This window comes from Streptomyces filipinensis, assembly GCF_014649495.1.
Lineage (GTDB): Bacteria > Actinomycetota > Actinomycetes > Streptomycetales > Streptomycetaceae > Streptomyces > Streptomyces filipinensis.
The window spans coordinates 232702-256976 of sequence record NZ_BMTD01000011.1; the positions used below are offsets into that span (position 1 = coordinate 232702).

At 71.0% G+C, this 24275-nt stretch carries 22 protein-coding genes; 11 read left to right on the forward strand and 11 right to left on the reverse strand.

The window, feature by feature from the left end; all coding sequences use genetic code 11:
- The first annotated feature begins 87 nt into the window (after positions 1 to 87).
- Together IE244_RS24735 and IE244_RS24740 are read left to right on the forward strand one after the other, a co-directional pair.
- On the forward strand, positions 88 to 1548 hold the full coding sequence (locus IE244_RS24735; protein ID WP_191875752.1) for an aldehyde dehydrogenase family protein: 1461 nt from the start codon (positions 88 to 90) through the stop codon (positions 1546 to 1548).
- 108 nt (positions 1549 to 1656) lie between these two features.
- A complete protein-coding gene (locus tag IE244_RS24740) occupies positions 1657 to 2214 on the forward strand; it encodes a DinB family protein (protein WP_191875753.1) in 558 nt (185 codons plus the stop codon).
- 94 nt (positions 2215 to 2308) lie between these two features.
- Here the strand turns inward: IE244_RS24740 and gad are convergent, their stop codons facing one another.
- The gene (gene gad, locus IE244_RS24745; protein WP_191875754.1) at positions 2309 to 3718 is read right to left on the reverse strand and encodes a glutamate decarboxylase; all 1410 of its coding nucleotides are present in this window, start codon (positions 3716 to 3718) and stop codon (positions 2309 to 2311) included.
- A gap of 23 nt (positions 3719 to 3741) precedes the next feature.
- Positions 3742 to 5031: an ion channel protein gene (locus tag IE244_RS24750; protein ID WP_191875755.1), complete on the reverse strand. Its 1290-nt coding sequence runs from the start codon at positions 5029 to 5031 to the stop codon at positions 3742 to 3744.
- 158 nt (positions 5032 to 5189) lie between these two features.
- On the opposite strand from IE244_RS24750, the gene IE244_RS24755 reads away from it, so the two are divergent.
- A complete protein-coding gene (locus tag IE244_RS24755; protein ID WP_191875829.1) occupies positions 5190 to 5951 on the forward strand; it encodes a MerR family transcriptional regulator in 762 nt (253 codons plus the stop codon).
- A 28-nt stretch (positions 5952 to 5979) separates the two neighbouring features.
- On the opposite strand, the gene IE244_RS24760 is transcribed toward IE244_RS24755, so the two are convergent.
- On the reverse strand, positions 5980 to 6345 hold the full coding sequence (locus tag IE244_RS24760) for a YbjQ family protein (RefSeq protein WP_191875756.1): 366 nt from the start codon (positions 6343 to 6345) through the stop codon (positions 5980 to 5982).
- A 150-nt stretch (positions 6346 to 6495) separates the two neighbouring features.
- Between IE244_RS24760 and IE244_RS24765 the strand changes: the two genes are divergently transcribed.
- On the forward strand, positions 6496 to 7449 hold the full coding sequence (locus IE244_RS24765; protein ID WP_373305772.1) for a DedA family protein: 954 nt from the start codon (positions 6496 to 6498) through the stop codon (positions 7447 to 7449).
- Between the two features lie 3 nt (positions 7450 to 7452).
- Here IE244_RS24765 and IE244_RS24770 read toward each other — a convergent pair whose 3' ends face one another.
- Together IE244_RS24770 and IE244_RS24775 are read right to left on the reverse strand one after the other, a co-directional pair.
- Positions 7453 to 9108 (reverse strand): threonine/serine exporter family protein, encoded by a 1656-nt coding sequence (locus tag IE244_RS24770; RefSeq protein ID WP_191875758.1) that lies wholly within the window; start codon positions 9106 to 9108, stop codon positions 7453 to 7455.
- 130 nt (positions 9109 to 9238) lie between these two features.
- On the reverse strand, positions 9239 to 9730 hold the full coding sequence (locus IE244_RS24775) for an inorganic diphosphatase (RefSeq protein WP_030342671.1): 492 nt from the start codon (positions 9728 to 9730) through the stop codon (positions 9239 to 9241).
- 79 nt (positions 9731 to 9809) lie between these two features.
- Here IE244_RS24775 and dacB point away from each other — a divergent pair, with 79 nt between their 5' ends.
- The 6 genes from dacB to folE all read left to right on the forward strand — a co-directional run bounded on the left by dacB (position 9810) and on the right by folE (position 17622).
- Positions 9810 to 11429: a D-alanyl-D-alanine carboxypeptidase/D-alanyl-D-alanine endopeptidase gene (gene dacB / locus IE244_RS24780; RefSeq protein WP_191875759.1), complete on the forward strand. Its 1620-nt coding sequence runs from the start codon at positions 9810 to 9812 to the stop codon at positions 11427 to 11429.
- A 140-nt stretch (positions 11430 to 11569) separates the two neighbouring features.
- A complete protein-coding gene (locus IE244_RS24785) occupies positions 11570 to 12703 on the forward strand; it encodes an Rv3626c family coenzyme F420 biosynthesis-associated protein (RefSeq protein ID WP_191875760.1) in 1134 nt (377 codons plus the stop codon).
- 191 nt (positions 12704 to 12894) lie between these two features.
- Complete coding sequence (gene tilS, locus IE244_RS24790) at positions 12895 to 13953, forward strand: tRNA lysidine(34) synthetase TilS (protein WP_191875761.1); 1059 nt, start codon at positions 12895 to 12897, stop codon at positions 13951 to 13953.
- Between the two features lie 115 nt (positions 13954 to 14068).
- Positions 14069 to 14629: a hypoxanthine phosphoribosyltransferase gene (hpt, locus tag IE244_RS24795; protein WP_031165039.1), complete on the forward strand. Its 561-nt coding sequence runs from the start codon at positions 14069 to 14071 to the stop codon at positions 14627 to 14629.
- 216 nt (positions 14630 to 14845) lie between these two features.
- Positions 14846 to 16885 carry an ATP-dependent zinc metalloprotease FtsH gene (gene ftsH / locus IE244_RS24800; RefSeq protein WP_191875762.1) on the forward strand — a complete coding sequence of 680 codons (2040 nt, stop codon included), beginning with the start codon at positions 14846 to 14848 and terminating at the stop codon, positions 16883 to 16885.
- Between the two features lie 131 nt (positions 16886 to 17016).
- Positions 17017 to 17622 (forward strand): GTP cyclohydrolase I FolE, encoded by a 606-nt coding sequence (gene folE, locus IE244_RS24805; protein WP_191875763.1) that lies wholly within the window; start codon positions 17017 to 17019, stop codon positions 17620 to 17622.
- A 37-nt stretch (positions 17623 to 17659) separates the two neighbouring features.
- On the opposite strand, the gene IE244_RS24810 is transcribed toward folE, so the two are convergent.
- From IE244_RS24810 to IE244_RS24835, 6 genes are all read right to left on the reverse strand, one after another.
- Complete coding sequence (locus IE244_RS24810) at positions 17660 to 18148, reverse strand: DUF3180 domain-containing protein (protein ID WP_031165046.1); 489 nt, start codon at positions 18146 to 18148, stop codon at positions 17660 to 17662.
- Between the two features lie 72 nt (positions 18149 to 18220).
- Positions 18221 to 18832, reverse strand: a complete 612-nt coding sequence (gene folK, locus IE244_RS24815) for a 2-amino-4-hydroxy-6-hydroxymethyldihydropteridine diphosphokinase (RefSeq protein WP_191875764.1) — start codon at positions 18830 to 18832, stop codon at positions 18221 to 18223.
- The gene (gene folB, locus IE244_RS24820) at positions 18829 to 19188 is read right to left on the reverse strand and encodes a dihydroneopterin aldolase (RefSeq protein ID WP_031165050.1); all 360 of its coding nucleotides are present in this window, start codon (positions 19186 to 19188) and stop codon (positions 18829 to 18831) included. The genes folK and folB overlap by 4 nt, the downstream gene beginning before the upstream one ends.
- A gap of 248 nt (positions 19189 to 19436) precedes the next feature.
- Positions 19437 to 19970, reverse strand: coding sequence for a nuclear transport factor 2 family protein (locus tag IE244_RS24825; protein WP_191875765.1), 534 nt, complete (start codon positions 19968 to 19970; stop codon positions 19437 to 19439).
- Positions 19967 to 20938 carry a dihydropteroate synthase gene (gene folP, locus IE244_RS24830; RefSeq protein ID WP_191875766.1) on the reverse strand — a complete coding sequence of 324 codons (972 nt, stop codon included), beginning with the start codon at positions 20936 to 20938 and terminating at the stop codon, positions 19967 to 19969. The genes IE244_RS24825 and folP overlap by 4 nt, the downstream gene beginning before the upstream one ends.
- Before the next feature lie 144 nt (positions 20939 to 21082).
- Positions 21083 to 22900 (reverse strand): phosphatidylglycerol lysyltransferase domain-containing protein, encoded by a 1818-nt coding sequence (locus tag IE244_RS24835; RefSeq protein ID WP_191875767.1) that lies wholly within the window; start codon positions 22898 to 22900, stop codon positions 21083 to 21085.
- 227 nt (positions 22901 to 23127) lie between these two features.
- Between IE244_RS24835 and IE244_RS24840 the strand changes: the two genes are divergently transcribed.
- The gene (locus IE244_RS24840; RefSeq protein ID WP_191875768.1) at positions 23128 to 24255 is read left to right on the forward strand and encodes an alpha/beta hydrolase; all 1128 of its coding nucleotides are present in this window, start codon (positions 23128 to 23130) and stop codon (positions 24253 to 24255) included.
- The last annotated feature ends 20 nt before the right edge of the window (positions 24256 to 24275 follow it).

Sequence of the window (24275 nt, forward strand, 5' to 3'; positions counted from 1 at the left end):
CTCCTTCAACTCCCTTGAAACGCCAGTACGATGACGTGCGATCAGACCGTGACCTGGATCTGACTCCGCTAGTGATTGAGGGATCACATGTCGTCCTACTTCACCGACCTGGCCCAGCAGTACATCGACGGCGAGTGGCGTCCGGGCACCGGCTCCTGGGACGTGATCGACTTCAACCCGTACGACGACGAGAAGCTGGCCTCGATCACGGTGGCCACGGTCGACGAGGTGGACCAGGCCTACCGGGCCGCCGCCCGTGCCCAGAAGCAGTGGGCGGCGACCAACCCCTACGCCCGCCGGGCGGTCCTCGATCGGGCGCTCAGACTCATAGAGGACCGTGAGCAGGAGATAGCCGACCTGATCGTCGCGGAACTGGGCGGCACGCGCGTGAAGGCCGGTTTCGAGCTGCACCTCGCCAAGGAGTTCCTGCGCGAGTCGATCCACCTGGCGCTGCGCCCCGAGGGCAGGATCCTGCCCTCCCCGGTCGACGGCAAGGAGAACCGCGTCTACCGGGTACCGGTGGGTGTCATCGGTGTGATCAGCCCCTTCAACTTCCCCTTCCTGCTCTCGCTGAAGTCGGTCGCCCCGGCGCTCGCGCTCGGCAACGGCGTGGTCCTCAAGCCGCACCAGAACACCCCGATCGCGGGCGGCACCCTGATCGCGAAGATCTTCGAGGAGGCCGGGCTGCCCGGCGGCCTGCTCAACGTGGTCGTCACCGACATCGCCGAGATCGGCGACGCGTTCATCGAGCACCCGGTCCCGAAGGTCATCTCCTTCACCGGCTCCGACAAGGTCGGCCGGCACGTGGCCACCGTCTGTGCGGCCAACTTCAAGCGCTCGGTGCTCGAACTGGGCGGCAACAGCGCGCTGGTGGTCCTGGACGACGCCGACCTCGACTACGCGGTGGATGCGGCGGTCTTCAGCCGTTTCGTCCACCAGGGCCAGGTCTGCATGGCCGCGAACCGCGTGCTCGTGGACCGCTCGATCGCCGAGGAGTTCACCGGCAAGTTCGTCGCCAAGGTGAAGTCGCTGAAGGTCGGCGACCCGCGCGACCCGCAGACCGTCATCGGCCCGGTCATCAACTCCCAGCAGGCGAACGCCATTTCCGGCACCGTCGAGCAGGCGGTCGCCGAGGGCGCCACCGCCCTGGTGCGGGGCGGCACCTCCGGCAACCTGGTCGAGCCCAGCGTGCTGACCGACCTCCCCGCCGACTCCGTGCTGCTCCAGCAGGAGGTCTTCGGCCCGGTGGTCTTCCTCATCCCGTTCGACGGCGAGGAGGAGGCGCTGCGCATCGTCAACGACACCCCCTACGGCCTCAGCGGCGCCGTCCACACCGGTGACATCGAGCGCGGTGTCGCCTTCGCCAAGCAGATCGACACCGGCATGTTCCATGTGAACGACGGCACGGTCCACGACGAGCCGATCGTGCCGTTCGGCGGCGAGAAGCACTCCGGCATCGGCCGCCTCAACGGCGAGACGACGCTGGAGTCGTTCACGACCGTCAAGTGGATCTCGGTGCAGCACGGCCGCAGCGCGTTCCCGTTCTGACGAATTCCGGCCGACGAGTGCCCTTGCGGACAGCACCTGACCGCAAGGGTCCGTAACGTCATCGGTGTCAGGGCGAGAGCCCCGGTGAACCGATGAAAGGCGGCCGTCATGGTCAAGCACGTGCCTGCGGAGGCGAAGGGCGACGAGCGAGGAGCGCTGCTGGCGTTCATCGAGGAGCAGCGCGGCGGGATCCGCCGGGCCGTGCTCGGCCTGACCGACGAACAGGCCCGCACCCGCCCCAGCGCCAGCGAGCTCTCCCTGGGTGGCCTGGTCAAGCATGTCGCCGAGGTCGAGCAGGGCTGGGTCGCACGCGCCAAGCAGGAGCAGCCGGCGGTCCGGCGTGACGAGTCGAACTGGCAGGACTGCTTCCGGCTGACCGACGACGAGACGGTCGCCGGGCAGCTGGCGTACTGGGAGGAGGTCGCCGCCGAGACGGAGAAGCTCATCCGTTCGGCGCCGAGCCTGGACGACACCTTCCCGCTGCCGCCCGACCCCTGGTTCCCGCCGCAGGCCCGGGTCTCGCTGCGCTGGCTGTGTCTGCACCTGATCCGGGAGACGGCCCGGCACGCCGGCCACGCCGACATCATCCGCGAGTCCCTGGACGGCAGGACGGCCTTCGAGCTGGTGGCCCAGGAGGCCCAGGAACAGGGCGCCTCCTGGGGGTGATCGCCGGCACTAGGGGGCGGGGAACGGGGCGGGCGAGCGCCCTCCGTCGGCGGCGGACCGGGCGTCCGGCCCTTCCGCGGCCCCTCGCCGGGCCCTAGTGGTGGAAGCCGGTGGCCGCCTGCTTGTCGCGGGTCAGGGGGTGCGGCTGCCGGCGCAGCTCGGGCAGCAGGCGGGTCAGGTCCTCCAGGAACAGGTCGGCCAGATCGTGCGAGAAGCCGTTGCGGCACACGATCCGCAGCACGGAGAGGTCCTCGCGGTGCGCCGGGAAGGTGTACGCGGGCACCAGCCAGCCGCCCTCGCGCAGCCGCCGGGAGACGTCGAAGACGTCGTACGACGTGACGTCGTCGGCCGTGGTCAGCGCGAACACCGGCAGCTGGTCGCCGCGTGTGAGCAGCCGGAAGTCGCCGAGTGCCGCGATCTTCCCGGCGAGCGAGGTGGCCACGTCCCGCGTCGACTGCTGCACCGCGCGGTAGCCCTCGCGGCCCAGGCGCAGGAACGTGTAGTACTGCGCCACCACCTGGGCACCGGGCCGGGAGAAGTTGAGCGCGAAGGTCGGCATGTCCCCGCCCAGGTAGTTGACCCGGAACACCAGCTCCTCGGGCAGCGCCTCCCGGTCCCGCCACAGCGCCCAGCCGACCCCGGGGTACACCAGCCCGTACTTGTGCCCCGAGGCGTTGATCGAGGCCACGCGCGGCAGCCGGAAGTCCCAGACCAGGTCCGGGTCCACGAAGGGCGCCACCATGCCGCCGGACGCGCCGTCCACGTGCACCGGGACGTCGAGCCCCGTGCGCTCCTGCAGGGCGTCCAGGGCGGCGCACAGCTCCGCGATGGGCTCGTAGGAGCCGTCGAACGTCGAGCCGAGGATGCCGACCACCCCGATGGTGTTCTCGTCGCACAGCTCGACGGCGGCCTGTGGGTCCAGGTGGAACCGGTCGCCCTCCATGGGTACCAGCCGTGCCTCCACCTCCCAGAAGTTGCAGAACTTCTCCCAGCAGACCTGGACGTTGATGCCCATGACCAGGTTGGGCCGTGCGTCGCCGGGGTAGCGGTCGGCGTTGCGCCGCGTCCAGCGCCGCTTCAGCGCCATCCCGGCGAGCATGCACGCCTCGCTGGACCCGGTCGTCGAACAGCCCACCACCGCCGACGGGTCCGGCGCGTTCCACAGGTCGGCGAGCATCGCCACACAGCGCCGCTCCAGCTCGGCCGTGCGCGGGTACTCGTCCTTGTCGATCATGTTCTTGTCCCGGCACTCCGCCATCAGCACCCCGGCCTGCGGTTCCATCCAGGTGGTGACGAAGGTGGCCAGGTTCAGCCGGGAGTTGCCGTCCAGCATCAGCTCGTCGTGCACCAGCTGGTACGCCGTGGAGGGGGGCATCGGCGCGTCCGGGAGCCGGTGCGTGGGCGGGGCCTCGGCCATGCCGCCGACCGGATCGGCCTCGCCGAAGAACGGGTTGACCGACATCGTCCGCTCGTCGTGCTTCTCGGGACCTCTGTGCAGGGCCATGAACGTGCCTCCAGGGAAGGTTTTCAGCGGAGTGGGGTGCCGTCCTCGCGCAGCTGCATCTGCGGACGCCCCGTCACCAGCAGCCAGGCCGGCAGCGACGCGATGCACAGCAGGGCGAGGATCGCGGGGGAGGCGACCAGGGCGGCGGCGGTGAACAGGCTCACCCAGCCCTGCCGGGTGACCGCCAGGAGCATGCCCAGGACGCCTGTGGCCACGCCCAGCGCCGGATGCACGGCCGGAACGAGCGCATGGGCGCACAGGCCCAGGGCGGCGCCGACGAAGACCGCCGGGAAGATACGGCCGCCCCGGAAGCCGCAGGACGCGGCGACGAGCAGCGCGGCCAGCTTCACCACCGCCATCACGGCGAACTGCCCCGCCGACCAGGCCGCCGGGTCGTGGGCCAGCTCCCCGACCTCCGACAGCCCCTTGAACAGCGTCAGACGGCCGCCCAGCGCCCCCAGGGCGGCCAGTACGACCCCGCCGGCCGGAAGCATCAGCATCGGGTGCCGCAGCCGCCGGAAGGCCGCGTGGACGTACGGGAAGGCGTACACGGCGCACATGCCGAGCAGCGCGGCCGCCGAGGCGGTCACGAGGGCCGCCAGGACGTCCTTCGCGTCCGGGTGGCCCAGGGGCGGGAGCCCCAGGTCGAAGGTCGGATGGGACACCAGGGTGGTGGTGATCGCCCCGCACGCGCCGGCGGTCAGCGGCGCGAACAGGTTGTCCCACAGCCGGCCGCGCATCGGGCGTCCGGCCAGCGCCTCGGAGATGACCAGCGCCGCCGCCACCGGCGTGCCGAACAGCGCGCCGATCGTCGCCGACTCGGCCAGCACCGGCCACAGGCTGCCCGGCGTCCGGGGCATCAGCCGGGCGCCGAGCCAGGCCGCGAGGCTCACGTTCACGGCGATGATCGGGTTCTCCGGGCCGAGGCTCGGACCGCCGGCCAGCATCAGTCCGGTCGCCAGCACCAGGCCGGGCAGCACGACCGGCGCCATGGCAGGGGCGTTCAGGCCCACGGTGGCCGGGTCGGGACCGGCGTGGCCGGGCACCTTCCAGACCACCAGCCCGACCGCGATCCCGGTCGCCACGAGCATGACGAAGATCCACAGCACCGAGTAGGGGCCCACCCCGAGCGCGCCCGGCAGCGGCCCCCACAGCACGCGCTGGAGCTGCTCCGCCACCGCGCTGACCCCGATGAAGGCCAGGCTCGCGCCCACGCCCACGACCGCGGCGGGCAGGATGAAGGGCAGCAGGGACCGCGCCGGAGCCGTAGGGGCGGTGGACGGCGCCTGTGACGCGTGGGGTTCCTGGGCCACGGGCTCACCATAAGCGGACAAAATGCGCACAACATCCCGAACGTCCTGGGCGTCTCGCGCGGAACGCGCGGAAACCGGCTTGCACCTCACGTGACGTGAGGCCTCAGCGTGGACGGCGTACCGACGACAAGGACGACAAGGACGACAAGGAGCGGAAAGTGAGCTACTCCGTGGGACAGGTCGCGGGGTTCGCCGGCGTCACGGTGCGCACCCTGCACCACTACGACGAGATCGGTCTGCTCGTACCCAGCGAGCGCACGTACGCCGGCCACCGGCGCTACAACGACGCCGACCTCGACCGGCTCCAGCAGATCCTGTTCTACCGGGAGCTCGGCTTCCCGCTTGAGGAGGTCGCGGCCCTGCTCGACGACCCGGACGTGGACCCGCGCGCACACCTGCGCCGCCAGCACGAACTGCTGACCGCCCGGATCGAGAAGCTGCAGAAGATGGCCGCGGCCGTGGAGCACGCCATGGAGGCACGCACGATGGGCATCAACCTGACGCCGCAGGAGCGGTTCGAGGTCTTCGGGGACAAGGACCCCGAGCAGTACCGCGAGGAGGCGGAGGCGCGCTGGGGCGACACCGAGGCGTACGCCGAGTCGCAGCGCCGCGCCGCCGCCTACAGCAAGGAGGACTGGAAGCGCATCAAGGCCGAGGTCGACGACTGGGGCGTGCGGTACGCGGCCCTGGTCGCCGCCGGCGAGCGGCCGGCCGGGGAGGCGGCCATGGAGCTGGCCGAGGAACACCGGCGGCACATCAGCAGGTGGTACTTCGAAGTCCCGTACGAGATGCACCGGTGCTTCGGGGAGATGTACGTCTCCGACGAGCGTTTCAAGGCGTTCTACGACTCCATGCACCCCGGGCTCGCCGAGCACCTGCGTGCGGCGATCCTCGCCAACGCCGACCGGCACACCTCCTGACCGGTCCCGGCCCGGGCGTGCACGGGGGTCACTCCCGGGCCAGGACCACCGCCGTGCCGTAGGCGCACACCTCGGTGCCGACGTCCGCGGCCTCGGTCACGTCGAACCGGAACGCAAGCACCGCGTCGGCACCACGCGCGCGTGCCTGTTCCACGAGGCGGTCCATGGCCTGGTTGCGGGTCTGCACGAGCGTCTTGGTCAGCCCCTTCAGCTCGCCGCCGATCATCGACTTCAGCCCGGCGCCGATCTGACTGCCGAGATGCCGGGAGCGGACCGTGAGTCCGAACACCTCGCCCAGCACCGTCTGCACCCGGTACCCGGGCACGTCGTTCGTCGTCACGACCAGCACGTCCGGCTGGGGCCCCTGGCCGCCGCCGTAGTCATCGAGTCCCATGCGTCACAGCTTTCTCGCAGTCATCCCACAGCGCATCCCGGGGACACCGGTGGAACCTGGGGCGGTCCCCTCACGTTGATAGCTTTGTGCGGCACTCCCCCGAAGACCAGCCGCCGCAGCCGCCCTGACCCCCTGGAGCCCGGACCCGTGATGACACTCGCCCTCGGCCCGAGCTGGCTCGATCCCAACTACCTGCTCGGCACCTACAGCATCTGGGGCCTGCTGCTCATCGTCTTCGCGGAGTCCGGACTGCTCATCGGCTTCTTCCTGCCGGGTGACTCGCTCCTGTTCACCTGCGGCCTGCTGATCACGTCGAACCAGCTGGACTTCCCGCTGTGGGGTGCGATCGCCCTGATCTGCCTCGCCGCGATACTCGGCGACCAGGCGGGCTACATGTTCGGCAAGAAGGTCGGCCCGTCCCTGTTCAACCGCCCCGACTCGCGCCTGTTCAAGCAGGAGAACGTCACCAAGGCGCACGAGTTCTTCGAGAAGTACGGCCCGAAGTCCCTGGTCCTGGCCCGCTTCGTGCCCATCGTGCGCACGTTCACGCCGATCATCGCCGGCGTCAGCGGCATGAAGTACCGCTCGTTCCTGATCTTCAACGTCATCGGCGGTGTGCTGTGGGGCGCCGGCGTCACCCTGCTCGGCTCCTGGCTCGGCAACATCGGCGTCGTCAAGAACAACATCGAGGCGATCCTGATCCTGATCGTCCTCGTCTCCGTGATCCCGGTCGCGATCGAGTTGCTGCGCGCCCGCGGCAAGCAGAAGAAGGCCCCGCGGCCGGCACCGGAGGCGTCCCGCCCGGCTCCCCCGGTCATGGACACCGAGACCACCCAGCTGCGCCGCATCGAGCCGGACCAGCCGTACGGCGGCCCCTACGAGCAGCCGTACCAGCAGCCGTACGAGCAGCCCCAGCAGCCCCCGCAGCAGGAACAGCAGTACTGGAACCAGGGCGGTTACGACGACCAGTACTACGGCCGGCAGCAGTACCCCCAGCAGCAGAACTACGGCGAGCCCCGGCAGCAGCCCTACGGCGAGGCCCAGCAGTACGACCCGAACGCGTACCCGTACGACTACGGCCAGGGCAACCACCGCGCCCGGTGACCCTCAGAAACCCCTGGTCCTCTTGGCGGCCCGCCGCTTCCCGGCGGAGCCGATCCTGAGGAACAGCCGGAAGACCTCCGACCCCAGATTGACCCCGATGGCGATGGCTATCGCCAGCGACGCCGCGTTCGCCAGCGACACCAGCCCCTTGTTCACCTCGTTCTGCGCCATGTTCAGCAGACCGAAGTAGGTGGCCGAACCCGGCAGCAGCGGCCCGATCGCCGCCGTCGTGTACGGCAGGGCGGAGGCGAACCGGTACCGCGACAGCAGCTGCCCGAACAGCCCGACCAGTCCCGCCGCGACGGCCGTGGACGCCACCGGCGAGATGTCGGCGACGTAGTGCATCGCGCCGTACACCGACCACGCGACGCCCCCGTTGAGCGTCACCCACAGCACGGTCGAACGTTCCTGCTGGAGCAGCACCGCGAACGTCAGCGACAGCAGCATGGACGCCGCGATCTGCACCAGCGGCCGTTCGTTGATGACGAGCGCCGCGTCCGGGTTCAGCTTGCCGCCGACCTTCACGCCGAAGTACAGGACGATCAGCACGCCGGTGACGATGCCGACGAAGAAGTACATGACCTCCAGCAGGCGCGCCGACGCGGTGATGTAGAAGCCCGTCAGGCCGTCCTGCACGCCCGCCACCAGCGCCCGTCCGGGCAGCAGCGCGAACAGTCCACCGGTGACGACGGCGGACGCCTTCACGTCGACGTGCGCCAGCGCGAACGCCACCCCGATCGACGCGGGCGGCATCGCGGCCACCGTGAACTGGTAGAACTCCGGCAGCCCGCGGCCCGCGCACAGCCAGGCCAGCCGGTCGCCGAGCATCGCGCCGACGGCCGCGGCGACGAACACGATCAGGTCACCGCCGACCAGGACGGAGGCCGCACCGGCGAGCAGACCGCTGGCCAGGGTCAGCGCCCAGCCCGGGTAGGGGTGCCGGTTGCGGCGGATCTCCGCCAGCCGCCGGTAGGCCTCCTCCAGCGAGACATGCGTCTCGGGGTCCGTCAGGTCGTCCACCAGCCGGAACACGGCCGCCAGCCGCGTGTAGTCGGTGCCCCGCCGCCGTACCGTCCGCGAGGCCGTCACCGGATCCTCCACCAGCGACGGCTGGTGCGAGATCGACAGCAGGGTGAAGGTGACGTTCGGCTCGCAGCGGTCCAGCCCGTAGGAGCGGCACACCGCGAACATCGCGGCCTCCACGTCCTCCGCGCCCTCGCCGCCGGCCAGCAGCAGCTCCCCGATACGCAGGGTCAGGTCGAGCACGCGCGGGACGGCCGGGCCGACCTCGTCCTCCCGCTGCACCTGCTCCGGCGCGGGCCGCTCGGCCACCGGCATGCGCAGCATCGTGCGCATCCGGTCCTGCCAGGGGGCGTCCTTGACCAGGCTGACCAGCGGGACCCCGGTGGCCGGTGTGAACGCCGTCGGGGCGTCCTTGGCGCTGTAGGTGCGCGGCGGGCTGAACGCCGACCCCTCCGGCTCGGCACTCGGCGGCTGCGGTGTCTGCAGCCCCTCCGGCACCGCGAACTCGGAGGTCGTCTCCGGCTCACCGACCGTCCTCGGGACGTCCAGACCCACGGGAATGGCGAACTCGGACGTGATCTCCGGGTCGTACCGCGCCTCGTCCGACCGGGGCTTGCGGTCCTCCGCCTCCGTCACCTCGCACCGCTCCCTGAACAACACATTCCGTTCGGCTCAGTATGCGCACAGGTACCCGGACGGGCCCTACGCGCACATGAACGCGGAACGGGCCGCACGCACGCGTACGGCCCGTTCCGACGAGCGGGGCTCAGTGGCCGCCCTGCTCCTTGAAGCGCTTGTACGACCGCTCGATCTCCACCTCGGCGTCCGTGCGGCCCACCCAGTTGGCACCCTCGACCGACTTGCCGGGCTCCAGGTCCTTGTACACCTCGAAGAAGTGCTGGATCTCCAGGCGGTCGAACTCCGACACGTGGTGGATGTCGCGCAGGTGCTCCACACGCGGGTCGGTGGCCGGGACGCACAGCAGCTTGTCGTCGCCGCCCGCCTCGTCCGTCATGCGGAACATGCCGATCGCGCGGCAGCGGATGAGGCAGCCCGGGAAGGTCGGCTCGTCCAGGATGACCAGCGCGTCCAGCGGGTCGCCGTCCTCGCCGAGGGTGTTCTCGACGAAGCCGTAGTCGGTCGGGTAGGCGGTCGAGGTGAAGAGACGACGGTCCAGGCGGATCCGACCGGTCTCGTGGTCCACCTCGTACTTGTTGCGCGAACCCTTCGGGATCTCGATCGTGACGTCGAACTCCACCGGTGGCTCCTCCATGATCAGCACATAGTTCTGGTGGTTAAGTGTCCCTCACGCAGGTGTGTGATCGCGAAAGGGGCTGGTGGTCGTGCCAGAGCTGAGGCCTTGGCGGGCTGCGAGACCGCAGGTCGAGCGGATCGCGGACGCCGTACGACCGCGTCTGGCGCGGGCCGCGACGGCCGCGAAGCCGCGGATCGCACGGTTGACGCGGGCCCTGCGGCCCCGGTCCCCGCGCCCGCCCCGTCGGCAGGCGGCCAGGACCTGGCAGTACACCGCGGGCGCCGCCACCGCCGGCCTCGCGCTCGCCGCCGGTGTGGTCACCGCGGCGGGCCCCTGGGACGCCAACGGTCAGCGTACGGCGGAGCGGGACCGGGCGACCGCCCTGGAGCGGCCAGGTGGCGCAGATCACGATGGCTCCGCCGCGGCGGGATCCGGTACGGCGCCGGGGACCCGGCCCGCGCCGAGCGCCGCGCCCGTCCTGGCGGGCCTGGACGCGCGTACGGCCGCCGTGGACACCAGAACGGCCCCGCCGGGCGGAAAGGCCCTCTCGGGCGCCCTGGGGCGCCTCCTGGGCGCCTCCGCGCTGGGCGGCGACCACGCGGCCGCCGTCGTCGACGTGGCCACCGGCAAGCGCCTGTACGGCACCGAGGCCGGCAAGGGCTTCACCCCCGCGTCGACCACGAAGATCGCCACCGCCGTCGCCGCCCTGTCCGCCCTGGGCCCCGACCACCGCCTCACCACCCGGGCCGCGCTCGAACCCGACACCGGCGAACTCGTCCTGGTCGGCGGCGGTGACCCCACCCTCACCGCCCGCGGGAAGGCCGGGGGCGGCGACTGGGCGGACCTGCGCACGCTGGCCGCGGACACCGCGAAGGCGCTCCACAAGCGCGGCGTCCACAAGGTCACGCTCTCCTACGACACGACCCTCTACTCCGGCCCCGCCCTGCACCCCATCGGTGTGAACGACAACCTCGCGCCCGTCAGCGCCCTGACCGTCGACGAGGGGCGCGTCAACGACTCCGTCAGCGGTCCGGCGCACCGCGTGGCCGACCCGGCGAAGGACGCGGCCGGCAAGTACGCGGCCTTCCTCAAGGACGCCGGCATCGCCACCACGGCCCCCGGCCCCTCCAAGGCGAGCACGCGCGCGGAGACCCTCGCCGCGGTCTCCTCCCCGCCGCTGTCCGCCCTGGTCGAGCGCATGCTGACCAACAGCGACAACGACATCGCCGAGGCGCTGGCCCGCCAGACGGCCCTGGCCAGCGGCGAACCCGGCAGCTTCGACGGCGGTGCCAGGGCGATCTCCGCGCGGCTGACCAAGCTGGGCCTGCCGATGTCCGGCGCCGCCTTCCACGACGGCAGCGGCCTCAGCCGTGACGACAGGCTCACCGCCGACCTCCTCACCGCCCTGCTGGTCACGGCCGGCGACCCCGGCCGCCCCGGCCTGCGCCCGGTCCTCACCGGCCTGCCCGTGGCCGGCTTCACCGGCACCCTCACCCACCGCTACACCGACGGCGCCGCCGGCGTCATCCGCGCCAAGACCGGCACCCTGACCGGCGTCAACACCCTGGCCGGCACGGTCGTGGACGCCGACGGCCGCCTCCTGGCCTTCGCCTTCCTGGCCTCCGGCACCACCGACCCGCTGCAGGCCCAGGCGGCGCTGGACACGACGGCGACGGCGCTGGCGGGATGCGGTTGCCGGTAGGCGCACCCGCCGCCGCAGCCCGCCGCCGCAGCCCACGGCCGCACCGCGCGGTGCCGTGCCGCACCGCCGTGCCGCCGTGGGCAGTCGTTCCGCCCGTCACCGCCTGCCCCGACGGGGAACGGTCCCGTACGGTTGTCAACATGACTGGCTTCGGTGGCACCGCATCTCCCGGGATGGTCGACTGGAACCTCGCGGTGGCAACCGCGACACGGCTCGTACGACCGGGTCCGGACGTCAGTCGCGACGAGGCCCGCGCCGTCGTCGCGGAGCTGCGCAGGCACGCCAAAGCGTCGGAGGGACACGTCCGGGGCTTCACCCGTATGGGCACCGAGGAGACCCACGACACCCCCGTCCTCGTGGTCGACCGCCCCGGCTGGGTCCGCGCCAACGTCGCCGGCTTCCGCGAGATCCTCAAGCCGCTCCTGGAGAAGATGCAGGAACGCCGCTCCGGCAATCCCGGCAGCGCGGTCCTCGGCACCGTCGGCGGCAAGGTCACCGGCGTCGAACTCGGCATGCTGCTGTCGTTCCTGTCCTCCCGCGTCCTCGGCCAGTACGAGACCTTCGCCCCCGCCACCCGCGACCTGCCCGCGGGCGAGAACGGCGGGGGCCGCCTCCTCCTCGTCGCCCCCAACATCGTCCACGTCGAGCGTGAACTGGACGTCGACCCGCACGACTTCCGCCTGTGGGTGTGCCTGCACGAGGAGACCCACCGCACCCAGTTCACGGCCGTGCCCTGGCTGCGCGACCACCTGGAGGGCGAAATCCAGTCGTTCTTGGCGGAGACCGACGTCGACCCCATGACCTTCCTGGAGCGGATCAGGGAAGCCGCGCAGTCCCTCGCCGGAGGCCGCCCCGAGGGCGAGGAGGAGGACGGCGGACGGTCCTTCGTGGAGCTGGTCCAGACCCCCGCCCAGCGCGAGATCCTCGGCCGCCTCACCGCCGTGATGTCCCTGCTGGAAGGGCACGCCGACTACGTCATGGACGGCGTCGGGCCCAGCGTCGTACCGACCGTCTCGGAGATCCGCGAGAAGTTCCAGCAGCGCCGCGCCAAGGGCGCCTCCCGCCTCGACCTCGCCCTGCGCAAGCTGCTGGGCCTGGATGCCAAACTCCGGCAGTACCGGGACGGTGAACGGTTCGTGCGGGCCGCCGTCGAACAGGTCGGCGTGGACGGCTTCAACCGCGTGTGGACCTCGCCCAACACCCTCCCCACCAAGGCGGAGATCGCGAAACCGGCGGACTGGGTCGCGCGGGTGCACCGCAAGGCCGAGTCGTGAACGGCATGGACACGTCGTGAGTGGAATCCGGCCGACGGCAGGCGAACGCCCCTCCAATCACCCGTCCGAGGGACCGTGAGCCATGCGTAGGCGTGCAATGCTCGGGGAACGTCCCGCTTCTGTCACCATCTACACACTCTGAGTGACCGGCTCGGGCTCACCCCCCGAAAACTTCATGAAGGGAACCGGACATGGGTCCCCATCCTGCGGTCGCGGCGATACGCCTGGCGGTCCGCCGCGTCCTCCACGACATCCTCAACCACCACCACAGCCTCGCCGTGCACGGCGCCCGGCAGGCCGTCGGCGCGCGCCCGGACCGCACAGCCGAGCGGCTCCCCTCCCCGCTCGTGCTCGTCGCCTGCTCCGGCGGTGCCGACTCCATGGCGCTCGCCTCGGCCCTCGCCTTCGAAGCGCCCAAGCTCGGCATCCGCGCCGGCGGCGTCACCGTCGACCACGGCCTCCAGCCCGGCTCCGACCTCCGCGCCGACGAGGTCGTCCTGCGCCTGCGTGAACTCGGCCTCGCCCCGGTCGAGTCCGTCGCCGTGACCGTGGGCCGCGACGGCGGACCGGAAGCCGCCGCCCGCGACGCCCGCTACGCCGCCCTCGACGCCGTCGCCGAACGCCACGGCGCCGCCGCGGTCCTGCTCGGCCACACCCGCGACGACCAGGCCGAAACCGTCCTGCTGGGCCTCGCCCGCGGTTCCGGCATCCGCTCCCTGTCCGGCATGGCGGCGGTCTCGGGGGCCGCCGGCCGTTACCGGCGCCCCTTCCTGGGGCTCGACCGGCAGACCGCCCGCAAGGCATGCATGGTCCAGTCCCTCCCCGTCTGGGACGATCCTCACAACGCCGACCCCGCCTACACCCGCTCCCGGCTCCGGCACGAGGGCCTGCCCGCCCTGGAGAAGGCCCTGGGCAAAGGAGTCGTGGAGGCGCTCGCCCGCACCGCCCAGCTCTCCCGTGACGACGCCGACGCCCTCGACACCTGGGCCAGCCAGGCGGAGGCCTCCGTACGGGACGCGGCAGGCCTGCTGGAGTGCGCCAAGCTGTACGCCCTCCCGTCCGCCGTGCGCCGCCGCATCCTGCGCCGCGCCGCCATCGAGGCCGGCGCACCGGCCGGTTCGCTGTTCGCCCGCCACATCGAGGAAGTCGACCGTCTGATCACCGGCTGGCGCGGCCAGGGAGCCATCAATCTCCCGGGCAAAGTCGTCGCCCAGCGGCAGGGTGGCAGACTGGTGATTCGGCAAGGCTGAATCCCGGTCCCGCGGAGCGACCCTCCGGCGACCGGTCCGGGCAGCCGGTGGCCGTGCACACGGCCGAAGCCGGAGGCCGTGGCCTACGGCCGTAACTGCGGGACGACCGAAAGTGATGCGGGTGGACGCGAAAGACATGGGTGCCGACCTCCAGCAGGTGCTCATCACCAAGGAAGAGATCGACGCGAAGCTGGCCGAGCTGGCCGCGAAGATCGACGCGGAGTACGCGGGCAAGGACCTGCTCATCGTCGGCGTCCTCAAGGGCGCCGTGATGGTCATGGCCGACCTCGCCCGGGCGCTGTCCACCCCCGTCACCATGGACTGGATGGCCGTGTCCTCCTACGGCGCGGGCACCCAGTCCTCCGGTGTCGTGCGGATCCTCAAGGACCTCGACACCGACATCAAGGGCAAGCACGTCCTGATCGTCGAGGACATCATCGACTCCGGCCTGACCCTGTCGTGGCTGATCAACAACCTCGGCTCCCGGGAGCCCGCGTCCCTGAAGGTGTGCACCCTGCTGCGCAAGCCGGACGCCGCGAAGGTCGCCATCGACGTCGAGTGGGTCGGCTTCGACATCCCGAACGAGTTCGTCGTCGGCTACGGCCTCGACTACGCCGAGAAGTACCGCAACCTGCCGTTCGTCGGTACGCTCGCGCCCCACGTCTACGGCGGCTGAGCCGGACCGGGTCGTGGGCTGAGCCACTCGGCTCAAGCTTGTAGGACGATCGGGAACCCCGGCGGGTTCCGCGCCGTTGAAGCATGCAGAGACGGGTTTCCCAGCCGTCGAAGCGACTTCGTGCGGCTTCGGACCACCACGCTGGGGTACCGTCAGAAGAACTGTCTTATCAAACTCACTATGGCAGGAGGGACGGGGCGGCACCGCTCCGTATGGATGGACGTGAAGCGATACTTCCGTGGGCCGGTCATGTGGATCGTGCTGGCCGTCCTTGCCGTGGTCGTGTTGATGCAGGTCGTCGGCTCGTCCGGCGGCTACAAGACGGTGGACACCGGCCAGGTCGTTGCGGCGATCAATGACAACAGGGTCCAGTCGGCCAAACTGACCACAGGCGACGAGCAGACCGTCAAGGTCACCCTCAAGGACGGCCAGAAGGTCGACGGCAGCTCGAAGATCCAGGCGAGCTACATCGGCGACCAGGGCGTGACCATCGCCAGCCAGCTCCAGACCAAGTACGAGCAGAAGCGGATCCCGGACGGCTACACGGTCTCGCCGTCCAAGCAGAACCCGTTCGTCGGCGTCCTGCTCTCCCTGCTGCCCTTCGTCCTGATCGTGGTCGTCTTCCTGTTCCTGATGAATCAGATGCAGGGCGGCGGCTCCCGGGTGATGAACTTCGGCAAGTCGAAGGCCAAGCTCATCACCAAGGACACCCCGAAGACGACCTTCGCCGACGTCGCCGGCTGTGACGAGGCCGTCGAGGAGCTCCACGAGATCAAGGAGTTCCTGCAGGAGCCGGCCAAGTTCCAGGCCGTCGGCGCCAAGATCCCCAAGGGTGTGCTGCTCTACGGCCGCCCGGGTACCGGTAAGACGCTGCTCGCGCGTGCCGTGGCCGGCGAGGCGGGCGTCCCGTTCTACTCGATCTCCGGTTCCGACTTCGTCGAGATGTTCGTCGGTGTCGGTGCCTCCCGGGTCCGTGACCTGTTCGAGCAGGCCAAGGCCAACGCCCCGGCGATCGTCTTCGTCGACGAGATCGACGCGGTCGGCCGTCACCGCGGCGCCGGCCTCGGCGGTGGTCACGACGAGCGCGAGCAGACCCTGAACCAGCTGCTGGTCGAGATGGACGGCTTCGACGTCAAGGGCGGCGTGATCCTCATCGCCGCCACGAACCGCCCCGACATCCTCGACCCGGCGCTGCTGCGTCCCGGCCGCTTCGACCGCCAGATCGCGGTCGACCCGCCGGACCTGCAGGGCCGCCTGGAGATCCTCAAGGTCCACCAGAAGGGCAAGCCGGTCGCCCCCGACGTCGACCTGGCCGCCGTCGCCCGCCGCACCCCCGGTATGACGGGTGCCGACCTGGCGAACGTCCTCAACGAGGCGGCGCTGCTGACCGCCCGTGGCGACCAGAAGCTGATCGACAACAGGGCGCTGGACGAGGCGATCGACCGTGTGGTCGCGGGCCCGCAGAAGCGGACCCGGATCATGTCGGACAAGGAGAAGAAGATCACCGCGTACCACGAGGGCGGTCACGCCCTGGTCGCGGCGGCCTCCCCGAACTCCGACCCGGTCCACAAGATCACGATCCTGTCCCGCGGCCGCGCCCTCGGCTACACGATGGTGCTGCCCGACGAGGACAAGTACTCGACCACCCGCAACGAGATGCTCGACCAGCTCGGCTACATGCTGGGTGGCCGCGCCGCCGAGGAACTGGTCTTCCACGACCCGACCACCGGTGCCGCGAACGACATCGAGAAGGCCACCAACCTGGCCCGTGCGATGGTCACGCAGTACGGCATGACGGAGCGGCTCGGCGCCATCAAGTTCGGCGGCGACAACAGCGAGCCCTTCCTCGGCCGTGAGATGGCTCACCAGCGTGACTACTCGGAAGAGGTCGCCGCGCTGGTGGACGAAGAGGTCAAGAAGCTCATCGAGAACGCGCACAACGAGGCCTGGGAGATCCTGGTCGAGAACCGCGACGTGCTCGACCAGCTCGTCCTTCACCTGCTGGAGAAGGAGACCCTGGGCAAGGAGGAGATCGCCGAGATCTTCGCCCCCATCGTCAAGCGCCCGCCGCGGCCCGCCTGGACCGGCTCCTCCCGCCGCACCCCGTCCACCCGCCCGCCGGTGCTCTCCCCCAAGGAGCTGGCACTGACCAACGGCGCGAACGGCGCGACGGCCGCGATCAGCACGGTCAAGTCCACCGCCACGGAGTCGGCTCCGGTCACGGACCAGGCTCCGGAGGACCGCCCGGAGAGCTGACCGCGTTTCGGCCAACCGGCCTGGAATGAACGCCGCGCCTGCCAGGTTTAGCCTGGTGGGCGCGGCGTTCGTATGTCCGCAGACAGACGCATGGCCGCCGCTATGCGTGAAGCACAGGAACGAGGAACCAGATGACCGACCCGGTGACGCTGGACGGCGAGGGCCAGATCGGCGAGTTCGACGAGAAGCGCGCCCAGAACGCCGTACGGGAACTGCTGATCGCGGTCGGCGAGGACCCGGACCGGGAGGGCCTGCGGGAGACGCCGGCGCGGGTGGCGCGTGCGTACAGGGAGATCTTCGCGGGGCTGTGGCAGAAGGCCGAGGACGTGCTGACGACGACGTTCGACCTGGGGCACGACGAGATGGTGCTCGTGAAGGACATCGAGGTGTACAGCACCTGCGAGCACCATCTGGTCCCGTTCCGGGGCGTCGCCCACGTCGGTTACATCCCGTCCGTCACCGGGAAGATCACCGGCCTGTCCAAGCTGGCCCGGCTGGTCGACGTCTACGCGCGGCGGCCGCAGGTGCAGGAACGACTCACCACCCAGATCGCGGACTCCCTGATGGAGATCCTGGAGCCGCGCGGTGTCATCGTGGTCGTGGAGTGCGAGCACATGTGCATGTCCATGCGCGGCATCCGCAAGCCGGGGGCGAAGACCATAACGTCCGCCGTGCGCGGTCAGCTGCGGGACGCGGCGACGCGGAACGAGGCCATGAGCCTGATCATGGCGCACTGAACCGGCGCTCTGAACCGGTGCTTCGGGAGACCGGCGGTCAGGCCGCCGGTTCCGCTCCAGGGTGGTTCTGGTCCTCGTCCTCGGGGAGTTTGCACACCCGCTCCAGGAACAGGGCCGCCGCTATGACCGCGATGCCCGCGAGGACCGAGAAGCCGGCGTAGAAGGCCTGGTCGCGGCGGGCCGGGATGTCCAGCAGCTCCAGCAGGAAGACGCCCGTGCCGCCGTACATACCGGCGACGAGGGCGGCGACCAGGGCGCTGGCCTGGCCGAAGACGACCGCGCGGGCGGCCATCAGCGGGTCGACGCCCTTCGCGCCGGGGCGGCGCTCGCGCTGGGCCTTGAACCGGGCGCGCAGCGAGAGCGCCGTGGCGAGCAGCACCACCGCGATCAGGGCGAGGACGATGGGGGCGGCCAGGGGGACGCTGGGGAGGGTCCCGATCGAGTTCCAGAGGCGGGCGCCCGCCCAGGACAGGACGCCGGCCACGACGAACACACCCGCCAGCACCCTGATGCGCAGCTCTCTCACGGTGTCCCTTCAGCTCCCCCGGGCCGGCCCGGACGGCGGCCGCTCATGACCTTGTCGTCTTGACCTTAACGACTACTCGGGCAGTCGGAGTTCCAGGTCCTCGCGGGGTTCGACTCCCGTGCGGGTGATGGCCGAGAGCAGATCGGCCACGGTGCCGTGGCCGGGAAGCTGGGCCTGCGGGTCCACGTCGTGCCAGGGCGCGAGCACGAACGCACGCTCATGGGCGCGCGGGTGGGGCAGGGTGAGGTGCGGGTCGTCGGAGGTGACGTCGGCGTAGGCGACGATGTCGACGTCCAGGGTGCGGGGGCCCCAGTGCTCGTCACGGACGCGTTTGTACGCCTCCTCGATGGCGTGCGCCCGCTCCAGCAGGGAGGCCGGGGGCAGGGTCGTCTTGAGGACCACGACCGCGTTGAAGTACGACGGCTGGCTGCCGGGCTCGACGCCCCAGGGCTCGGTCTCGTACACCGGGGAGACGCCCTTCACACGGACGCCAGGGGTGTCCTCAAGCGCGTCGACGGCGCCCTGCAGGGTCTCCAGGCGGTTGCCGAGGTTGGCCCCGATGGAGATGACGGCCCACTTCGGGTTCTGCAGGGTGGTGTCGGCGGCGTCGACCTGCTCGACGACCGAGGCGGGTACCGGCTGGACGGTCGGGTCGCTGTGACCCTGGAGGAAAGGTCGGGTCATACTCGGCTCCGGGTGATGGTGACGGTCACGTCGTCGAAGGGAACGGTGATCGGCGCGTCCGGCTTGTGGAGGCAGACCTCGACCTCCTGGACCCCTTCGTGCTTCAGACAGGTCTGGGCGATCCGCTCGGCGAGGGTCTCGATGAGGTTCACCGGCTCGCCCTCGACCACGGCCACGACCTCCTCGGCCACGATGCCGTAGTGCACGGTCTTCGCCAGGTCGTCGTCGGCCGCCGCCGGCCGGGTGTCCAGCCCCAGGACGAGGTCGACGATGAAGGTCTGGCCCTCCTCGCGTTCCTTGGGGAACACCCCGTGGTGCCCGCGGGCCTTGAGGCCGCGCAGCGCGACACGATCCACGCGAATCACTCCTGCAATCGTCGGGAAGGACCGGTCCGTACCGCGTGCGGGCGGCACACCGGCCTCAGACGAATCTACCTGCGGGCACTGACAAACCCGGGCTGCGGGGCGCGGGCCCGGGCCGGGACCACGAGGGTTCACCTCGTGTTTCCCCGGGGAAACACGGCCCCGTCATGGGCTGGTAGCGGCTCCTACCCCGGGGTAGGTGATTCCAACCACTTCTTGCTCCTGCGGAGACGGGTACCCGCTCAGGCGAGCGGTCCGTCGTCGGGATTCACGCCATTGACGCCGCTCTCGCCGTTCTCGTCGTCGCTCTCCGCCAGGACCGGCGAGGCGTGGTGGGACCAGAGCTTCCAGCCGGACGGCGTGCGCCGGAACACGTTCGTGGCGACGACGAGCTGGCCGACCAGCGGTCCCAGTTCCGCGCCGTCCGCCGGGGCCGGGCCGCCGCTGAGGATGTTCTCCGTGCAGGTCACGAGCGCGGTGTCGCCGGTGACGGAGACATGCACGTCGGTGAGGAAGAACTGGATGTAGTCGGTGTTGGCCATGATCAGGGCGTACGACCGGAGGACCTCGCCGCGGCCGGTGAGCACCGGCCAGCCGGGGTGCACACAGGAGATCACGCCGGTGTCCGCCGGGTCGTGGTACTCCTCGTCGACGCCCAGGTCGGCGGGGGTGAGCCAGAGCGCGGACAGTTCCTCGAAGTCACCGCGTTCCATCGCCTCGTAGAAGGCGGTGTTGGCGGCCTCCACCTGCTCGACGTCGGTATGGGGGGCGCTCACCGGGTTCCGTCCGCCGTGCGCTCACCTTTATCGCCCAGCGTGTGTCCCGTTTCACGCGCTCCTTCCACGCCTCGTGCGCCCGGCGCTGATCCCGCTGCGCGGCCCCCTGCACGCGCCTGCTCCATGGCGCGCGCGACCCGTACGGCGTCCGCGGTGGCGCGGACCTCGTGGACGCGCACCGCCCACGCGCCGGAATGCGCCGCCAGCGCGGAGACCGCGGCCGTGGCGGCGTCGCGCTCCCGGGCCGGCGGGGGCGCGCCCTCCGGGCCGGCGAGGACGCGGCCGAGGAACCGCTTGCGGGAGGCGGCCACGAGCATCGGGTGGCCGAGGGCGCGCAGGCGGTCGAGGTGGGCGAGGAGGGTGAGGTCGTGCTCGGCCTCCTTGGAGAAGCCGAGGCCGGGGTCGACGACGATCCGGTCGGGGGCGATGCCGCCGGCGAGGACGGCCTCCACGCGCGCGTGCAGCTCGTCCATGACTTCGGTGACGACGTCGTCGTAGACGCCCTTGACGTTGCCGCCCTTGAGGAAGCCGCGCCAGTGCATGACGACGAACGGGGCGCCCGCGTCGGCGACGACCGGGATCATCGCGGGGTCGGCGAGGCCGCCGCTGACGTCGTTGACGAGGGCGGCGCCGGCCGCGAGGGACTGCTCGGCGACGGAGGCGCGCATGGTGTCGACGGAGACGACGACGCCCTCGGAGGCGAGGCCGCGCACGACCGGGATGACGCGCCTGAGTTCTTCGGCCTCGTCCACGCGGGTGGCGCCGGGACGGGTGGACTCGCCGCCGACGTCGACCAGGTCCGCGCCTTCGGAGACGAGGTCCAGGCCGTGCTTGACGGCGACGGACGTGTCGAACCAGCGGCCTCCGTCGGAGAAGGAGTCGGGGGTCACGTTGACGACACCCATGACCGCGCACCGGTCCCATGCCGGAAGGCCCGCCACCTGGCCGCGCCCGCTGAGGTTGTTCATACGTTCAGCGTAGGCCCAGGAGGGTGCCGCCAACGCGCCGCGGCCCGGGCGGGAGCCCCGGTGCCTCAGGGGGCGGGGCTCCCGCCCGGGCGCGTCTTGGTCACACCGTCGGGTCATCAGGCGTCGGGTGCGTCCTGTGGCGCGTCAGGCCGCGTGGACCTCGCGGTCCGCCACGGCGTGCGCGCAGGTGCGCTCGGCGGCCGCCGCCCTGCGCCGGCGCAGGAAGCGCGGGAGCGGCACGGCGAGGTCCACGAAGCCTTCCGCCTGCATGGCGGCGAAGCCGATGCGGGGCAGGTCGGCGGAGTGCCGGTAGACCACGAACCGGGGCTCCCAGCGCGGCTGGAACTTGGCGTTGAACTTGTACAGCGACTCGATCTGGAACCAGCGCGAGAGGAACACCAGCAGTCCGCGCCAGGCGCGCAGCACGGGACCGGCGCCGATCTTCTCCCCCCGCGCGAGGGCGGAGCGGAACATCGCGAAGTTCAGCGAGACGCGGCTGATCCCGAACTTCGGGGCCGACTGGAGGGCGGCGACGATCAGCAGCTCGTTCATGCCGGGGTCCGCGCTGCGGTCACGGCGCATCAGGTCCAGCGAGACGCCGTCGTTGCCCCAGGGCACGAAGTGCAGGACCGCCTTCAGGTCGCCGTACTCGCCGGGCTGCTCGTCGGACTTGTGGGCGGTGGCGATCAGGCAGTCGCCGTCGACGGGGTCGCCGATCCGGCCGAGCGCCATGGAGAAGCCGCGCTCGGTGTCGGTGCCCCGCCAGTCCTCCGCCGCCCGGCGGATGCGCTCCAGCTCGGTGTCGCCGAGGTCACGGATGCGCCGTACCCGCGTTTCGTAGCCGGCTCGCTCGATGCGCTTGACCATTTGTCGGACGTTGCGCATCGCGCGTCCGGCGAGGGAGAAATCCGCGACGTCCACCACCGCCTCGTCGCCCAGTTCCAGGGCATCGAGGCCGGTCTCACGGGTCCACACCTCGCCGCCCGTCTCCGAACAGCCCATGACGGCCGGGGTCCAGGAGTGCGCCTTGGCCTCGTCCATGAAGCGCTCGATGGCGCCGGGCCAGGCCTCGACGTCGCCGATGGGGTCGCCGCTGGCGAGCATCACGCCGGAGACGACGCGGTAGGTGACCGCGGCCTTGCCGCTGGGGGAGAACACGACCGCCTTGTCGCGGCGCAGGGCGAAGTGGCCGAGGGAGTCACGGCGCCCGTGCTTCTCCAGCAGGGCCCGCAGGCGGGACTCGTCCTCCTCGGTGAGGCGCGCGGCCGGGTGTTCGGGGCGGAACGCCAGGTAGATGGTGGTGGCGGCGGTGATCCAGCCGAGGGCGCCGAGGGAGAAGGCGACGGTCCAGGACGTGTTGCCCTGGTAGTCGACCGGGCCCTCGAAGCCGAACAGTCCGTAGATGACGTGCGTCAGCCGGTCGGCCAGGCTCGGGTCGCCGATCGTCCGGTGCGGGTGGACGCTGACGATGACGAGCCCGAGGAGGAGCGAACCGGCGCTCATGAGCACGAAGTTGGCGAGCGCCCGCCACCTGCTGCGCGGGTCGGGCAGCGCCGCGAACTCGCTTCGGTGCAGCAGGAGGGGAACGAGCAGCGCGACCGCGATCAGCACGCCGAGGATCGAGTGGCGGTAGGCGACCTGGGCCACCGCGCCCGCCGGCAGCAGCGCGACCGCGGCGCGCCACGCCCGGCGTTTGCGCCGCTTGAGCCCGTGCGCGAGCAGCAGCAACAGCACGCCGGAGCTGAGCGAGAGCGCCGCGGCGAAGGGGCCGAACGAGCCCGGCAGCACCTCCGCGATAGCGTGCATACGGCTGTGCCGGAAGCGCGGGAAGACACCCGCGGCGATGTCCAGGACGCCCACGAGCGCGGCCGCCCTGCCGACCAGGGCGGGGACGGCCTCGGGGCGCGGACCGCGCAGTATGCGCCGCGCCCGGCTTGATCGGCCCGGAACCCCGCCCGACATTTCCCCATCTATCCTGACAGACATCGCATCCCGTAGTTCTGCGAGAGACCTTGAACCCGGGCCCGATCGGGCATCCGGCGACATTGCGCCCTCTAGGACGGTGTCTTGGGGAGAGAGGTTCACTCCCCACCGGAAAGTCGGGTCAAAGGCCAAGGAAAGCCCCGGGCAAGCCCTCGCGACGAAGCGTGGGCGGGTGCCGGGCGGAAAGCGCAGGCAGGAAACAGCCCATGGGTCTCACGAGCAACAAGGTGCTGGTACTGGCGATCTTCTTCGCCGCCGTCCTGTTCGTCGGCACGGTGTGGCTGTGGCCGCGGCTGGCCCGGCAGAGCTGGCGGACCGTCAGCGGGAGGGTCGGACTGCTGCTCGCCACCCAGCTGGCGCTCTTCTCCTCCGTGGGCCTGGCCGCCAATCAGGCCTTCGGTTTCTACGCCAGCTGGGCGGACCTGTTCGGCCAGGAGACCGATCAGGGCGTCGTCGTCGACCACGCCGCGGGCGGCGGTACCGGTGGCCCGGTCCAGGTGCTCTCGTCGTCCGACGTGCAGGGCGCGCGCGGCCACGACCCGCAGACGACCGGGCAGATACAGAAGGTGGACATCGTCGGCCGCAGGAGCCACATCGCCACGCCGGCGTTCGTCTACCTGCCGCCCGAGTACTTCCAGCCGCAGTACCGCACGCGTACGTTCCCGGCGGCGGTCGTCCTGACCGGCTACCCGGGTACGGCGCAGGCGCTGGTGGACAAGCTGCACTACCCGCACACGGCACAGCAGCTGGCCAAGGACGGGCGGGCGCAGCCGATGATCCTGGTGATGATGCGGCCCACCGTGGCGCCGCCCCGGGACACCGAGTGCGTGGACGTCCCGGGTGGACCGCAGACAGAAACGTTTTTTGCGCAGGACCTGCCGGAGGCCGTCCTCACGCACTACCGGGTCGGCAAGCGGCCCGGCAGCTGGGGCGTCATCGGCGACTCCACGGGCGGCTACTGCGCGCTGAAGCTCGCCATGCACCACCCCGACGTGTACGCGGCCGCCGCGGGCCTGTCGCCCTACTACAAGGCGCCGATCGACCCCACCACCGGCGACCTCTTCCACGGCGACAAGAAGCTGCAGAACCGCGCCGACCTGCACTGGATGCTCCAGCACGAGCAGGCGCCGGACACCTCGCTGCTCGTCACCAGCAGCAAGGTCGGCGAGCACAACTACAAGGACACGCTGCAGTTCATCGCGCGCGTGCAGGCCACGAAGCTGACCCGGATCTCGTCGATCATCCTGGACAGCGGCGGGCACAACTTCAACACCTGGCGGCGCGAGATCCCGGCGGCGCTGCAGTGGATGAGCGGGCGGCTCACCGACCGCTGAGCCGGCGAACGCCTGACGCC